This is a genomic window from Mucilaginibacter sp. (assembly GCF_039921305.1).
In the GTDB taxonomy this organism is placed as follows: domain Bacteria; phylum Bacteroidota; class Bacteroidia; order Sphingobacteriales; family Sphingobacteriaceae; genus Mucilaginibacter.
The window spans coordinates 49,493-66,852 of the sequence record NZ_JBDSCA010000021.1; the positions used below are offsets into that span (position 1 = coordinate 49,493).

Below are 17,360 nucleotides of genomic sequence, written 5' to 3' on the forward strand. Positions count from 1 at the left end.
TGCAGACCGCCTTGAAGGCGCTTTGAACGCCTTATCGTTTAAACTTCATCTTAATTTCGATACAAGGAAATGAGAAAGATCCGTGTACTGGAGGATAATGAAGACATCCTTCAAGTAGTTTACGGAAGTTTTTACTTATGAACAATATGATGTGTGTGGTATTCGCACATGCGCCGAATTGCTGCCACCGGCCGAAAGCTTTCCGCTGGACCTCATCCTGCTGGACCTGCGGTTAGGAGCGTTGCTGCATACGGATGCGATGCCGTGATCTTAAACCCTTCGACCTAGATTCATTGATAGCAACCGTTGAGAAGTTGATTAAGCCGCACATAAAAATAGTGCTTTATGTATATCTATAATAAGTATCATGAAGAATACATAGGTTGGGTGTTGTAAATCTCATTAACTGGGATATTTAATATATACCTTGGCATACGCTCATCCTTTTGAAATCTGATCACCCACCTCCTTTGCAGCTAATACTTATTATTATCCGGTTACATCGATGCAATTGATTACCTAAGCATTAAACGGGTGTTGAAATAAAATAGCGCCTTGCGGCTACACTTACTGCTATTTCCGATCCAAACAAGTCCATAGCTACTCGCATTAGCGGTATGGCAAGTATTGCATCGTTTCCCGATGTCAGAAGGCCAATGCGGCAAACAAGGCAAAAAGTCCAGGCATAGTATAATTTAATATATATTAATTATTATTTCAGACAGTGATAATAATTAGTTTGTATATTTAAGGCAGTCTATTTCAATGACCAATAATCGCTCCTAAAACACAAATAAAAACCTTATTCAATCCCAATGAGTCTTTTTAATCAAAAACTTGGCGTAATGATCGCTCTATTTATCTTGATAACCATTGGTGTGGTTAAAGCTCAGGATTATAATAACGTTAACTTACTTCCGCCCTCGCCGAATGCTTCATCTTTAGGGAAATACGCAGGAGTAGATGTCGGCATGTCGTCGGGGGCGGTTAATTTTTCAATCAAATTAATCGACTATGCATCAAAGAATATCAAGATGCCAATATCTATTGCTTATACAAGCACGGGATTCAAAGTAGATGAAATAGCATCCAGAGTTGGTAATCAATTTCGCCTGAATGCAGGGGGAGTAATTACTCGAACTGTTCTTGGAAGCGTCGATGAAAAAGTGTTACGGATTTATCCTCCTACGTCACTAGAATTCATTACGAATAGAGAGTATTTTATATATACCAGATTATTGAGCACCACGATACCACTTCAGGGTGTCGGACCCAATGGTACGGTAGACGGGCAGCCAGATATTTTCACCTATGATTTCAATGGTTATAATGGAAAATTCATCTTAGACACTGTTCGAATAAATAATACCCTGGTGCTTAAACCTGTGCTCTTGTCTAATTCAGGGCTGGTAATTGACAATATAAGCACCCAACAATTCAAGATTACAACGCCGGATGGTGTTCAGTATCTTTTTGGAGATGATGCGACCGAACTGACCACCACCTTTCAAAACGGATCATCAAGCCCAGCTTCAACCTATTCGCAGGACGTGCCAACATCTTGGTATTTGGAAAAGATCACGCATCCCAATGGGGACATTATTAGTTTTTTTTATTCAAAACTCACATTTGACTACATCACGGGGAGTAATCAAACGCTCTATGCATGGCTCAGCACCACACCATCCTATCAGCTCTGCGGAGCACTGAATAACCATGTATACCGACCTACACCCTCCAATGGCGACTATCAGAACTGGATGCAGACAAAAGGGGTTCTTCTCGATAGCATTACATCTACTTATGGAAATAAAATTCAATTCAATTATATAAACCGTCAGGATTACAATGGGGATAAACTACTTTCTTCAATTAGTGTTTATGGACCAAATAACATATCTGTAATCAAGACATTCGCATTTGTTTATCAATACGGAGGACAAAGGCCCTTCCTAACCACATTGACAGAAAGCGACGGCAAAAATAAAATCGAAAAAAGCCATATTTTTGGATATAATGACAAAGGAACTGTTCCAAAGCGGCTATCATATAGCCAAGATCATTGGGGATTTTACAACGGAAAAATAAATAACACACTAATACCCACACCACTTGACCTAACCACCGCCGACTATCTGTTCGCGGCGACCGCTAATCGTGATCCAGATGCTGTTTACGCTGCTAAAGGGTTGTTAAACTCGATCACATACCCTACCGGAGGAAAAGACAGTGTGGTTTATGAGGGGAATGATACTTACGGTGTTACAACGACGATTCCTTCAAGAGACAGTACTGCTTCCATACAAACCGGAACTGGTTATACGCCGGGAACCATTTTAACGTCTACCGAAACAGCAGTTGTCTCATTCGCTCAAAAGGTCTCCATTACGGGGTTCTGCAAGTCTTTGAATGGCTTTCCCAATAGCTCAGCTCAAACGTTGATTGATATAAAAGACGCCAACAACAATTCAGTCGGAGGGTACACAATCCTGTTAAATAAAAAAATCAGCACCACTCAAAATCTCGCCCCAGGAGTTTATAAAATACTAATAACGGTATACGGCCAAAACATTTCAGGAGGTGCGACAATCATCTATAAACCGGGCGCGGTAATTACTGACACAAGAAATTTCGCAATCGGAGGTGTGCGCGTTTCAAAATTACTCACTTTTGATGGGGTGGGTACATTACCTATGATTAAAAGATTTTATTATAAAAGCTTTACGAACGCCGACCAGTCGTCAGGTGCACGGCAGTTTATTCCATACTATGAACATCCGATTACGCTTTATGGGACCTGCACAGATATCGGAACTTGTAAGCAACCGGTTCCATTCGCTTTTGTAACCAGCGGTTCTAACTCTCTTTATAATCTGAATATATATCCTACGGTAACCTCCTATAAAGATGTTGCGGAAGGATATGGGGAGAACTTTGAAAATGGTAGGATCGAGCATTCATTTATTGTCGCCGCAGATAAGTCAGCTACAATTTACAGAGGTGAAAAAATCGTAGGTGCTCCAACAAGTAATTCAGGCTATAAGAACGGAAAAGAGTTGTATAGTGGCATTTTCAAACTACAAGGAACCATATTTATACCAGTTAAAAAGACATTTACGCATTATAGTGATGATCCCATTTTTGCAAAACGGTTTAATGGATATATAGGTACACAGAAATATGATATGGATTGCACAAAATACGGTGAGCCGAATGCATATGAGAAGAACAGCATTTCGCTTAGTTATTATTGGATTTATCGTGCTTGGACTTACGTCGATACGATCAGGGTGCAAACCTTCGATATCGCCGGTAATAACTATACCCAGAACACGACTATTTTTAAATATGGAAATCTTGGAAATGCAAAACCTACCTTAATCAATACTTTATCAAGTACAAAGGATACACTTAGTGTCACTTATAGTTATCCTAACGATTTCCCAACAGTTTCACCATATAACGCGATGTCTGCTAAAAACATGATAAATACAGTGATCGTAAAAGCCCAATTCAAGAACTCTGTACCAATCGATTTTTTAAGAACAAACTATAAGGATTGGGGGAATAATATATATGCTCCTCAAACCGTAGAATACAAAAAAGCCAACGGTACTTATGAACCCCGTCTCCACTATTATAATTACGACAATCTCGGCAACGTGCAATGCATGTCGAAGGAAGGCGGCGCTAAAATTTGCTATATATGGGGATATGGGGGGCAGTTTCCGGTTGCGAGGATTGAGAATGCAGAATACACGGCAGTTGTGGCGGCATTAAGTAGCGAGTCGGCAATCCTAACCTTTAGAAATATCCCAAGCCCTACTGATGCTCAGGTAAACAGCTTTCTGGCACCACTCCGAATCAATGCCGGGTTAGCTAACGCATTAGTAACAACAGAAACTTATAGCACGGTCAATGGACTTACAAGTTCGACGGATACTAAGGGAATGGTGACCTCTTTCCAGTATGATGACTTTCAACGTTTGATTAATGTTAAAGATAAAAATGGAAACGTAGTTAAGCACACCGATTATCACTACAAAAGCAAATAATTAAGGACCTTACCTAATTAAAAAAATATGTATTTTAACGATCACAGATCAGCGAAAAGCGTGCTTCAAGCCCTTACCAACACTTATTCGTCTAATAGCGATGTGTTACGCCCTTTAATTTGCGGACTGATAATTTTATCAGCCGCTTATCAGGCCCAGGCGCAGAAAATGAATACCGCTCCGGATTCAACCAGGAATTATATTGTGACAAGCACGTTGCAAGTACCTGTAAATTCCGTAACCAATCTATCTCAAATCGCGGCGATGAACGTTGGCGACGTGATCACAACTGTTGACTACTTTGATGGCCTTGGCCGGCCGCTGCAGTCCATCAATGTTAAAGGGTCCCCAACAAAAAGAGATATAATAAAACCAGTTACCTATGATTTGTACGGCCGTGCATCGACGAAATATCAACCATATTCAACGCCCGTCTTTACCAACAACGGAGCCTATAGAACAAATGCACCTACAGAAAATGCCTCCTTTTATGCTAATCCGGCTCCTGTAGCAACCTGGAACGCACCCTATATAAAAGCGAATGCGTTCCCAAACTCAGAAACAAACTTTGAACCATCACCAGTTAGCAGAATTACGGAACAAAGCTATCCTGGAGAGTACTGGCAATTGACTGGTAAAACCGCTAATGCCGGACATAATACCAAACTCGATTATGCAACAAATGATGCCGGAAGTTTAACCACAACGTCGGGGAGATGGGCAAAAAAATTCATTGTCACCCTGGATGCTAACGGCAAACCAACTTTGGTGGATAAAGGGAGCTATGACCTGAATGAATTAAGTGTTAATATCATTAAAGACGAAAACTGGATTTCGGCTGACGGCAAAGTAGGAACCTCTGAAGTTTATAAAAACAAGAATGATCAGGTCATTTTGAAAAGAGCATATAATACAAATGGCGAAATACTTTCTACCTATTATGTATATGACGACTTTAATAACCTGACATTCGTTCTACCTCCGAGCGCACTTGCAGATGGGGGTGGGATAACTATCGCAAACCTTAATCTTAATTGTTATCAATACAGATTTGATACTAGAAACCGTTTAGTAGAGAAAAAACTTCCAGGCAGTGGAACGATTTTTACTGTTTTTAACAAACTGGATCAAATCGTAGCAACACAAGATTCTATGCAACGTACAACCAACCAATGGACATTTTTGAAATACGATGCATTGGGAAGGGCAGTAATATCCGGCAATTGGAACAACGGGAATATTGCAATAAGCAGAGTAGATTTGCAAAACCAGGTAAACGGCCAGAGTGTAAACTGGGAGACTAGAAATAACGCAGACGGCTCACACAAATATTACTCTTTCGGCAGTTTTCCAACCAGTAATATAACTGCGTATTTAACCATTAATTATTACGACGATTATAATATTCCAGCACTTCCGTCGACGTATAATGTGGCTGCGAATTACAGCAATAAAATAAAAGGCCTTATAACAGCATCGTTAACTGGCGTTTTGAATACATCTGATATGCTATGGTCTGTTCAGTATTATGATGATTTCGGAAGGGTTGTTAAAACATACTACCAGCATTATTTAGGTTCAATCATTAATAACAGCAATTTCGATGAGGTGGCTAATCAATATAATTTTAACAGCAGTATGAAAAACACGATGCGAGTTCATCGTAACGGTGCCAATTCTCCTTTAACCATTTCTGACAGTGTAGATTATGACCACAACGGGCGGCTTAAAAACACATGGGAATCGCTGAATGGTTCAGCGAAGATTATCTTAAGCAAGTTGGATTATAACGAAGTTGGTGAAAGGACATTTAAACATATTTACAGTAAGAATAATGGAGTAAGCTTTCTTCAAGATGTACTATACCGTTACAATGAACGAGGGTGGCTGAACAAAGACAGCGCGGGGCTTTTTGTTATGCAATTAGTTTACAATGACATTAACCAACTGCCATTTAATGGTAACATCTCAAAACAATCCTGGGGAGTAGGTAATACATTAACTAATAACTATTTGTATACCTATGACAAATTGAACCGTATAACCAGCGGCGTGTCCAATGACGGTTTTAATGAAACCGGTATCAGCTATGATAGGATGGGTAATTTAAAAACCTTGACACGCATCGTACCAGGACAATCTTCTAAAAATTATGTTTACACTAATAATGGAAATCAAGTGACGACAATTAGCGGAATTAGTGCTAGCAGCTATCTTTATGACGGTAACGGCAACGTTCGTTATGATCCAAGAAACGATGTTACCATAGCATATAACATTTTAAATCTGCCGCAGTCCATTGGTGGCAGCAAAACAATTTCCTATAGGTATGACGCAGCCGGTAATAAATTAAGAAGCAATAGCAGCAATATAACTTCCGGAACAACTGACTACATTAATGGTATACAATACAAAAGCGGAGTTTTGGAATTGATCAATTCGAGTGAAGGATTAGCCAGGAAGAATTCTAACGGAACATTTACTTACGAATTTACACTTGATGACCATTTGGGCAATTCGAGAGTAATTTTTAATGACAGCAGCGGCGTCGCAAGAATCGTCCAAAAACAGGATTATTATCCTTTCGGACTTGTAATACCACGAAGAAATAACGGCGTTACGAATGAATTCCTTTTCAATGGAAAAGAATTTTTAGAAGAGCTTAAGTTATATGATTTCGGAGCAAGAATATATGATCCAGTAATCGCAAGATGGAACATGATCGATCCCCTAGCAGAAAAATATTCCGGCCTTTCTCCTTACATATTCGCCGGAAATAACCCTGTCAAAAAAATTGATCCTAACGGCCGGGATATCTGGTTATCTCTCATAAGAGACAAAAATGGCAATATTACTGACCTGAAAATTTCGGCTACCGTGTTTGTGAAAGGAGCTGGTGCAAGCAAGGAACGCGCAAAAGAACTGACGAAATTTGCTGCTGAACATTTAAAATCCAAGAGCATTGATGGTGTAAATGTTTCCTTCGATGTGCAATATAAGTATGACGAAAATATCACGACTAAACAGTTGAAGGAAGGTGAAAACATACTATCGTTTAAAGCGCAGCCCGAATCTGACAATGGCGGATCGGTAGAGGAAGGAACGAGATCTGGAGGATCTTCTGTAGGTAATGATGCTCCCAGAGAAATAACGGTCCTCGGATCAGGCAAAGATAACTATACTATATTCCACGAAACGTTGCATGAACTGGGGCTAAGTGACAGATATGATGAAACTCATGGTGGTTACAATAAGAAGACCGGCCTTTACGACCAGATTCCTGTACCACACGACGGGTTTCCGGGTGACGTTATGTCTCAGCGCAATTCTGCCCAGGTAAGCGATGATCATTTGCGGTATTTTCTAAAAGCAGCGGTAAGTGCTTATGATTCATTTGCCGCCCCTCCGATCAGTTATTATACGCCTTTATTTAACATTGTTACAGGGTCGCAGACAACTAATATACCATATAACCAAATGGTAGATCAAATCAGAATCGGTGGCGTATTCAAATTACTCACCGACCACGAAGAAACGCCATATCATGTTATACAACAAGGAAATTTCCCTCCGGGAACAAGATAATAATAATCAATCATATGAAATTTAACATTTTTTTGAATTGTATCGGTTTGGTTATCTTATTGAATTCATGTCAGCATGGATCTAATAAAAGAGGATATGTGCCAAGTCCTGACTCAACAGAACAATTACCTGCCAAGAATATCAAAACAATTATTGGTGTCGTTGATGTGTCGGCTGATACTATAGTCATATTAAAGGGCGACGCGATAGAGATGACTTTAAACCATGGAAAGACATGGACAACTATATCCACAAGCCGTTATATAAATCAATTGACAATAGATGACAAAGGCGTTTTTTGGGGGCTTTATTCCTGGCTTGGCATACACGAGAGCAGTAAAGGATGGATGGTGAAATCTTCTGATTTCGGAAAACACTGGCAGGGGTATGATTTTAATATCAAAAGTTTCTTTCCCTATTATATCATGTCTTCAACCGGACAACCACTGAAAGTTATGGCCTCCGATTATAAGATTTTTAAATTGACCGGCCCTGATTTAAAAAAAGATTGGACGTATTCTGAAAAGGTAAACTCACCTGAAGATTTTATTCAGGAAAATATTTATCACAAGTATGCGGGGGAGTACCGAATAGATGATAGCCGCGTTCCGGGTTTAAAGCTCCTGAAAGTATCAAAAGGCCGGGTGGATACCTTACTTCATCTTAGTGACGTAACAAGTATAAGTTCTATGATGGTTATCAAAGACACGTTATACATTGCAGGATTTGTACATTCTGATAAAACCAAATCAGAACCATATTTTGCCAGCGTTAGCAACGAAAGGAAACTTTTGAGATATAAATTGTATGGGGGCTTGCCACAAGTTTCCAAAGGCACAGATGGCAGAGTTTGGATTTACAACAACCGGGGACTTTTTCTTAAAACGGATACAGGTTTGTTAAAATTTCATTAAATGCGATTTGAAGGAGGATATGCGGAAGTATTAACGGCTTTTAAGAAAGCAGGGGCTCCCTGCGTTTTTAATATTCGGCTAATGATGTAAATGCCTTGCAGCGTAAATGTCTACTCATGGCCCCTAATCAGAGATGAACCCGATTCAATTGAATGAAAGACTTCAATCGGACATGCTGGGATTTATTATACACCCAAATTGGACACTCTAACAAAGCAATAGGATATAAATTAAAATGCTTCACTGCCTCTTTTATTTTGCGATGTATGGATAAGTACCAAGGGGTTTCGGAGTTCGGTTGTTTTTACCAATAGACCATTAAATAAAGAGCTACTAAATGAAATGACTGATCAAATCCGATCGATAGATTTAGTAATAACTCTTTCTCTTTATTAAAAAATATCCGTATTTTGGTATAAATCAATCGTTTATTACTTATGAAGATCGCCAATTTATATGTGCGGGTAAGCACCGATGAACAGGCCGAAAAGGGTTACTCCCAACGCAACCAGGAGGAAGTATTACGCCGGTATTGTGAAATAAAGTCTATACAGGTAGGCAAGGTTTATTACGAAGATCATTCCGCCAAGACATTTAACCGCCCGGTATGGTCCAAGTTGTTGGTCGACCTGCGGAAAGACCGTGGTCAGACCAATCTGATCTTATTTACCAAGTGGGACAGATTCAGCCGGAATACGGGCGATGCCTATTATATGATCAACCTGCTTAACCGTTTTGGTGCCGAACCGCAGGCCATCGAACAGCCGCTTGATCTTTCCATCCCCGAAAATAAGATGATGCTGGCTTTTTACCTGGCAGCTCCCGAAGTTGAAAATGACAGGCGTTCTTTAAATATTTTCCACGGGCAGCGCAGGGCAAAAAAAGAAGGCCGGTGGGTCGCCACGGCACCAATGGGCTATGCCAATAGATCCCATGAAAACGGTAAAAAGTATATCGCCCCCCGTGAACCCTATGCGACCACCATGCGGCAAGCATTTAAAGAGCTTGCGCGGGGACAGTTGACGATTATGCAAGTTTACCAACAAGCTAAGCAAAATGGTGTTTCCTGCGGTTACAAAAACTTCTTTAACATCATCCGCAACCCGGTTTACTGCGGCAAGATCGTGATACCAAAATATAAAGATGAAGAAGAGTACCTGGCGGACGGACAGCATGAGCCACTGATCAGCGAAGCTTTATTTTACGAGGTGCAGGATTTCCTGGATGGTAAAAAGAAAAGAAAGGGAATAAAGATCGTTTCGATGGATATGCTCCCATTAAGGGGCTTTTTAGATTGTCCTAAATGTACCCGTAAATTGACAGGCAGTGCATCCAAGGGGCACGCCGGTGGTTATTACTATTATTATCATTGTTCCGCCTCGTGCAGATGCCGGTTTAAAGCTGCTGAAGTGAACCAATTGTTTGATCAGGATATTGAAAAAATATATCTAAGGGATGGCTATGAGCCATTTTATCAGGATGTCATTAGCAAGGTGTTCCGGCAACAATCTAACAACGGGGAATACAGTCAACGACAGATTAGCGACCAGATCAAGGTACTAAGTAATAAAACAGATCAGGCCAGGGATTTATTTATGGCGGGTGATTTTACACATGTGGATTTTCAAACGGTAAAAAGCAAGTGTGAAAAAGAGATCACTTCACTTGAAAAGAGATTGCCTGACGTGATCCAATCAGCCAGGATCGTCGGCCAGTTGCTTACAGGCGCATTATTCAACCTTAAAAAATTGAATTACAGCTATAAAGGTAATAATATTGCCGTTAAAAGAAAGATTATTAGTTCGATGCACCCCCAGAATGTGGTGTTTGATGGTTTCCAACATCGAACTAATCGATTGAACGAAATAGTTAATTGTATTCTATTGGCTAACAATGGGTTAGGCACAAAAAAGAACTGGACAAGTTCAGAATTATCTGACTTGTCCAGTGAGGTGGAGCCGGAGGGATTCGAACCCTCGTCCAAACATGGTATAAGGTATGCTTTCTACATGCTTATCTACTGTTAAGTTGTCGGGAAGGGGAAGGTCAGTTGCTCACCTGTACCGTCTTCCGTATGTGCTGTTTCTCGTTCGCTTATCGCACCTTTCGCAAACCAGTTTCGTTTTTCGGTGCCCCTATTGCCGGTTCAACAAAACAGAACACCGGCGGGACAAAAGCTAGTTAATTCTAAATTAAGCAGCTAAGGCAAATTGATTTTCGCCATTTGAAAGTTTGAATGTTCAGTTTAAAGCGCTAATTCATACAACGCGCTGCATGCTTACCTACTTATCTCCATCCTGTCAATTCCGGTCGACCCCATTATTGTTAGATGTAACAAGACTACAAAGATACTGTTTTGAGCTGAAAGCTTATAGCAAAACGCATAAAGCTTTTGAAACATTAAAAAGCCTATACTTTCAGCTCTTAGCTTAAAGCTTTCTTCCCGGATATGCTAACAAACCTTGTTCCAAACAAGCCATCGCCTTTTCCAGATCATCAGAATTTAATACATATGCCATTCTGACCTGATTTGTTCCGGCACCAGGCGTGCTATAAAACCCTGTTGCCGGTGCCATCATCACGGTTTGGTTGTTGTAATCAAACTCTTCAAGCATCCATTGGCAAAACTTATCCGCATTATCTATCGGGAAGCTTGCTACCACATAAAACGCGCCACCCGGATTAGGGCAAAATACCCCTCCCATCTTATTAAGCGATTGCACAAGAATATCACGGCGGTGAGTATATTCTTTATTTACCGCCTCAAAATATTCATCCGGGGTATCAACAGCTGCTTCACCCGCAATTTGTTCAACCAAGCCTGGGCTTAACCTGGCCTGTGCAAACTTTAATGCTGCCGAAATAATGGATTTGTTTTTAGTGATGATACAGCCTAAACGTGCACCGCAAGCGCTATAACGCTTGCTCACTGTATCTAATACTACAACGTTTTCATCCAGGCCATCTAAATGCATTGGCGATTTAAATGTGCGGCCATCGTAGCAAAATTCGCGGTAAGCTTCATCGCTAAATATATATAGATCATACTTTATGGCCAATTGCTTTAAGGCATCCAATTCTTCGGGAGAGTATAAATAGCCCGTTGGATTATTGGGATTGCAAATACATATAGCTTTTGTTTTATCTGTGATCAGCTTTTCAAATTCACTTATCGCTGGTAAGGCAAAGCCATTTTCGATGTACGATAATATAGGCTTTATCACCACATCCGCCTGGCAGGCAAAACCGTTATAATTAGCATAAAATGGTTCCGGAATGATCACCTCATCGCCCGGGTTTAAACAGGTTAACAGGGTTATCACAATAGCTTCTGAACCACCGGCGGTTACAATAATGTTATTGGGTGTAATGTTGTAACCTAATTTGTTATAATACGCTGTTAACTTGGTTCGATAAGACAATGTGCCCTCACTCGCCGTATAAGCCCAAACCTTAAAATCAATGTTTTTTATGGCATTAAGCATACCCGGTGGAGTTTCAATATCAGGCTGGCCGATATTTAAGTGATATACTTTTTTGCCTTGTTGTTTGGCTTTATCGGCAAATGGTGTGAGTTTACGGATTGGCGAGGCGGGCATATCTATACCCTTGTGCGAAATTTTTGGCATGGCACAAAATTAATATAAATCCCCTTTACGGGAAAACAAAATAAAAAATCCCTGTCGGTATAAGACAAGGATTTTTATACTGTTTTAATGTATGCTATTATTTACCTGTGCTGGCACCGGCTACAACCTCTCCTACTATATTAAGATATTTAGTTGGCGTTTTTGCGTTTGATGTTACTACGATTGTTTTGGTGAAAACACCAACTACAGCGGCATTGTAGGTTATGGTGATGATACCTTTAGCGCCTTTTAATACCGGAGTTTTAGTAAAATCGGCAATAGTACAACCACAGGTTGGCTGAACATTGCTTAATATTAAAGGCTCCTCGCCGATGTTGGTATATTCGAATTTTACGGTAACTGGCTTTCCTTGAGGCACTTTACCAAAATCATGTTTCTCTTCGGCAAACTTAAACTCAGCCTTATTATCTGTTTGTGCCGAAACTGTAACTGTAAAACCTATAATTACAGCGCAAATCATTATTAATTTTTTCATTGTTGTGGTATGTTGTATTTGTGTTATATGTTTTTATTAGTGTTGAACCAATATATAAACTATTTGACTAATGTTATTAACTATAGTTTATATTCAACAACGTTTTATTAATCATTTGTTTGTCAATATCTAACTTAAAAAGCTGTAAAATTAATGCTTTTTGAATAGAGCATGTGACAGATATTTGCTAATATTGTAGCACACGCATATTTACGTGCGTTGCGTTTATACACAAATGTAAGTAAATATTCACTTGTAAAAAACTATTGTAAAAACTAACGGTTTTATAAGTGATTTATGATAAAAGCAAAATTGAATTTTATACTTTTGCTTAGACAACCAAATTATATATGCCTGTTACCGAAAATTCCAGCCAATCTGATACTTCACAGCTTAGTTTTGATGATTTTAAAAAGATCATTATTAAAGACTATCGTATTGGGTATGAGAGCAGACAGGCCAGTTTGATCGGTCGACGCGAAGTGCTTACAGGTAAAGCCAAATTTGGCATTTTTGGTGATGGTAAAGAGGTTGCCCAACTGGCTATGGCTAAAACCTTTTGCAAAGGAGACTGGCGCGCAGGCTATTACCGCGATCAAACATTTATGTTTGCTACCGGCATGACTACCTTAACCGAGTTTTTTGCCCAATTATACGCTAACCCGGATATTGAAAAAGACCCCGCATCTGCCGGAAGGCAGATGAATTGTCATTTTGCAACACGCACCATTGATGAAAACGGTGAGTGGTATAATCTGACAGAAATGATGAACTGTGCATCGGATATCTCAACAACAGGCGGCCATATGCCGCGTTTGCTTGGTTTGGCATATGCATCAAAACTCTATCGTCAAAATAAAGAACTATCCTACCTCAAAAAATTCTCGGTAAAAGGTAACGAAGTTGCTTTCGGTACAATTGGAAATGGTTCCACATCCGAAGGTTTGTTTTTTGAAGCCTTTAACGCAGCCGGTGTGTTGCAGGTGCCTATGGCCATTTCTGTTTGGGATGATGCTTATGGAATATCGGTACCGGCAAAATTCCAGACCACTAAAGAGGATATATCCGAAATATTAAAAGGTTTTCAGCGTGAAGAGGGCACCAATGGTTACGAAATATTCAAGGTGCGCGGCTGGGATTATGTTGGCCTATGCGAAACTTACGAAAAAGCGATAGCAATTTGCCGTGAAGAACATGTACCGGTATTGATACATGTTACCGAAATGACACAGCCGCAGGGCCACTCAACTTCGGGATCGCATGAACGTTATAAATCAAAGGACCGGTTAGCCTGGGAAGATGAACACGATTGTTTATTGCAAATGCGTAAATGGATGATTGAAACGGCCATTTCTACCGACGAAGAATTAGACAAATTAGAAGAAGAAGCAAAAATATATGTGCGTACTTGCCAGCGTGAAGCCTGGAACGAGTTAGAAGGCCAAATTAAGACTGAACTTACACAAACCACTATATTAATAAACAACCTGGCTTTATCAACAGAATACAGCCAGCAGTTATTGGATATTAACAAAGTATTGACTGAATGTATCGATCCGGCCCGTCGTGATGTAATGGCGGCTGTGCGTAAGGCCTTATTGGCAACTGCACACGAGCATAATGATGCCCGTAACGAACTTTTAAATTGGTTTAACACCGAAAATGTAAAAAACAAAGATCGTTTTAACTCTAAACTTTTTACAGATACACCATATTCACCTCTGTATGTCCCAATAATTGCGGCGGAGTATAATAACGATGCGAAATTGATAGATGGGCGGGAAATTTTGAATGCCTGTTTTGATGCAAACTTTACCCGCGATAAAAGCATTGTTGCCTTTGGTGAGGATGTTGGCGCTATTGGCGATGTTAACCAGGGCTTTGCAGGCTTACAAGCAAGGTTTGGTGATTTACGTATCGCTGATACCGGTATCCGTGAAGCTACTATTATAGGCCAGGGTATGGGTTTAGCCATGCGTGGCCTGCGCCCAATTGCCGAAATACAATACCTGGACTACCTGATGTATGCCATGAACGTTTTAAGCGATGATTTGGCAAGTTTAAGCTATCGTACCAAAGCAGGGCAAAAGGCCCCCCTAATCGTCCGTACACGCGGGCACAGGCTGGAAGGGATATGGCACTCTGGTTCACCATTGGGTTTAATATTAAACGCATTGCGCGGCATACACATTTGTGTACCTCGTAACATGACACAGGCCGCAGGTATGTATAATACTTTATTACGTGGCGATGAGCCCGCATTGGTTATTGAATGCCTTAACGGTTACCGTTTAAAAGAACAATTACCGAGCAATGTTGGCGAGTTTACGGTGCCAATTGGCCGGGCCGAGGTTTTACGTGAAGGTAATGATATCACCATAGTATCATATGGCTCAACACTTCGTATTGTGCAAGAGGCCGCCGAAGATTTGGAGGTGCTTGGTATTTATGTTGAAATAATTGATCCACAAACTTTATATCCGTTTGATCTGGATCACATCTGTGCGCAATCCTTACAAAAAACCAATAAACTGTTAGTGGTTGATGAAGATGTGCCAGGCGGAGGATCGGCTTATATTTTACAGCACATCCTGGAAAAGCAGAATGGTTATTTTAGTCTGGATAGTCAGCCACGTACTTTAACTGCAAAGCAACACCGCCCACCTTATGGCTCAGATGGTGATTATTATACCAAACCGTCGCACGAAGATATTATTGAAATTGTATATGATATGATGGCGCAAACTTATCCGGATAATTATCCGCCGATTTATTAGTTGTGGCTTTTTTACCTTTCGATAAGTTTGATTTGCTCACCAGTCTCACACCTGACGAGATACTGGAAAGACTTGCTCTAAACGTTAATACAGATCAACGCGTTAACTGGTTCACAAACGACAGTAATAACGATTATCTTTACGAGGGGCGAATATCATCTCAAAAATTTGATATTAAAAGAGTTATTAATTACAGAAACTCGTTTAATCCACAAATAAAAGGCACAATTTCCACTGAAAAATCAGGCTGCCGAATACAAATCGTTATGAGCTTACACCCTGCGGTGCTCGTGTTTATGTGTATGTGGATGGGGGGCCTTCTTATTGGAGGAATATCCATTATGGTATCTCAAATCATCGAACAAAAGTTCCAACCAGCATCATTGTTTATAATAGCTATGTTCTTATTTGGCTACGTACTAACAACAGGTGGCTACAAATATGAAAGCAACGATTCTATCAGGTTTTTAAATGAGATGTTTGAAGCGCAAGAGATCTAATCTACAGAAACCTCTTCACCCATCTCCCCTTCCCACTTACTCACAACGGCAGTTGCCATGGCATTACCCAATACGTTTGTCGCAGAACGGCCCATATCTAATAAAGGATCAATACCTATCAGCAAGGCTAAACCTGCTTCCGGAATATTAAAGGCTGATATAGTACCCGCAATAACAACTAAGGAAGCCCTCGGCACACCGGCAATACCTTTACTGGTTAGCATCAAGATAAGTAACATGGTAAATTGCTGCCCGGTTGAGAGATGAATACCATAAGCCTGCGCGATGAATAAGGAAGCAAATGTCATATACATCATGGAGCCATCAAGGTTAAAGGAATAGCCCAAAGGCAGTACAAAACTTACTATCTTATCTTTACATCCAAAACGCTCTAACTCAATTAATACCCGTGGATAAGCTGCTTCGCTGGTTGAGGTACCAAAGGCGATCAGCATGGCGTCTTTAATGCGATTCACCAATGTAAATACCCGGCTTTTTAATACGAAGAAACCTGCCGTAATGATGATGATCCACAACAGTAATAAACCAGAATAAAACTCACCGATGAAAATAGCATAAGTAGAAAGGATGCCCAGTCCTTGTTTGGCTACAATGGCTGTAATGGCGCCAAATACAGCTAATGGGGCAAGTTTCATTACATAACCCGTTATCTTCATTATTACATGGGCAATGGCATCCATCGCTTTAATAACAACCTGCCCTTGCTGGCCAATGGCGGCGGTTGCCACACCGAAGAATATAGCAAATACAACGATCTGTAAGATCTCATTATTAGCCATTGATTCGATAAAGCTTTTAGGAACTACGTGGTTCATAAACTCTTTTAAAGACAGTGTCGACTTTTTAATATCAGTACCTAAATGACTATCGGGCAATGGTATATGCATGTGGCTTCCCGGCTGATATAAATTAACCAATATCATACCCAATAGTAACGATACCAGCGTAGCGCTTATAAACCACAACATGGTTTTTCCGCCTATCCGGCCAACGGCGTTTATATCTCCTACCTTTGCCACACCTACAACCAATGTAGTAAACACCAGTGGCGCAACGATCATTTTTATGAGGCGAAGAAATATATCACTCAATATGGTAAAACCTTCTAATTTATCTTCGCGTATGGTATCATTTTCCTTACGTATTTTTACTTGCGCGGCACGTTGAATTTTAAGGTCTTTATAATTGGCGAGCGTTGTGTCTTTTATTAAAACAATAGCATTATCCAAAGCTTTAATAGTTGTTTCGGCGGTGCCAAGCTTATCGTTTATAGGTTTAATTAACGTCACATTGTAAGTATATCCCACAATTACACCAGCTATTAGGGCTATAAAAATGTAAAGCGTAAGTTTGTTTTTGGCCATTTAGGTTTTTAATAAGGTC

At 40.2% G+C, this 17,360-nt stretch carries 8 protein-coding genes, 1 other RNA gene and 1 pseudogene; 6 read left to right on the forward strand and 4 right to left on the reverse strand.

Annotated features, from left to right (window positions below):
• The first annotated feature begins 815 nt into the window (after nt 1-815).
• The 4 genes and pseudogenes from ABIN91_RS05040 to ABIN91_RS05055 form a co-directional block, all read left to right on the forward strand.
• Nucleotides 816-4,055 carry an RHS repeat domain-containing protein gene (locus ABIN91_RS05040; RefSeq protein WP_348049123.1) on the forward strand — a complete coding sequence of 1,080 codons (3,240 nt, stop codon included), beginning with the start codon at nt 816-818 and terminating at the stop codon, nt 4,053-4,055.
• Nucleotides 4,056-4,082: 27 nt separating this feature from the next.
• On the forward strand, nt 4,083-7,640 hold the full coding sequence (locus ABIN91_RS05045) for a DUF6443 domain-containing protein (protein ID WP_348049125.1): 3,558 nt from the start codon (nt 4,083-4,085) through the stop codon (nt 7,638-7,640).
• A gap of 14 nt (nt 7,641-7,654) precedes the next feature.
• Nucleotides 7,655-8,554, forward strand: a complete 900-nt coding sequence (locus tag ABIN91_RS05050) for a hypothetical protein (protein ID WP_348049127.1) — start codon at nt 7,655-7,657, stop codon at nt 8,552-8,554.
• Between the two features lie 437 nt (nt 8,555-8,991).
• Nucleotides 8,992-9,720: pseudogene (locus ABIN91_RS05055) on the forward strand (recombinase family protein); the annotation flags it as partial.
• Between the two features lie 784 nt (nt 9,721-10,504).
• Here ABIN91_RS05055 and ssrA read toward each other — a convergent pair.
• From ssrA to ABIN91_RS05070, 3 genes are all read right to left on the reverse strand, one after another.
• Nucleotides 10,505-10,872: a transfer-messenger RNA gene (gene ssrA, locus ABIN91_RS05060) on the reverse strand.
• 111 nt (nt 10,873-10,983) lie between these two features.
• On the reverse strand, nt 10,984-12,183 hold the full coding sequence (locus ABIN91_RS05065) for a pyridoxal phosphate-dependent aminotransferase (protein WP_348049129.1): 1,200 nt from the start codon (nt 12,181-12,183) through the stop codon (nt 10,984-10,986).
• 97 nt (nt 12,184-12,280) lie between these two features.
• Nucleotides 12,281-12,679 (reverse strand): DUF1573 domain-containing protein, encoded by a 399-nt coding sequence (locus ABIN91_RS05070; RefSeq protein ID WP_348049131.1) that lies wholly within the window; start codon nt 12,677-12,679, stop codon nt 12,281-12,283.
• Nucleotides 12,680-13,029: 350 nt separating this feature from the next.
• Here ABIN91_RS05070 and ABIN91_RS05075 point away from each other — a divergent pair, with 350 nt between their 5' ends.
• Both ABIN91_RS05075 and ABIN91_RS05080 read left to right on the forward strand, forming a co-directional pair.
• Nucleotides 13,030-15,456, forward strand: coding sequence for a thiamine pyrophosphate-dependent enzyme (locus ABIN91_RS05075; protein WP_348049133.1), 2,427 nt, complete (start codon nt 13,030-13,032; stop codon nt 15,454-15,456).
• 2 nt (nt 15,457-15,458) lie between these two features.
• A complete protein-coding gene (locus ABIN91_RS05080) occupies nt 15,459-15,956 on the forward strand; it encodes a hypothetical protein (RefSeq protein WP_348049135.1) in 498 nt (165 codons plus the stop codon).
• Here the strand turns inward: ABIN91_RS05080 and ABIN91_RS05085 are convergent.
• Nucleotides 15,953-17,341 (reverse strand): dicarboxylate/amino acid:cation symporter, encoded by a 1,389-nt coding sequence (locus ABIN91_RS05085; protein ID WP_348049137.1) that lies wholly within the window; start codon nt 17,339-17,341, stop codon nt 15,953-15,955. The two genes, ABIN91_RS05080 and ABIN91_RS05085, sit on opposite strands and share 4 nt — an antisense overlap.
• Nucleotides 17,342-17,360: the final 19 nt, after the last annotated feature.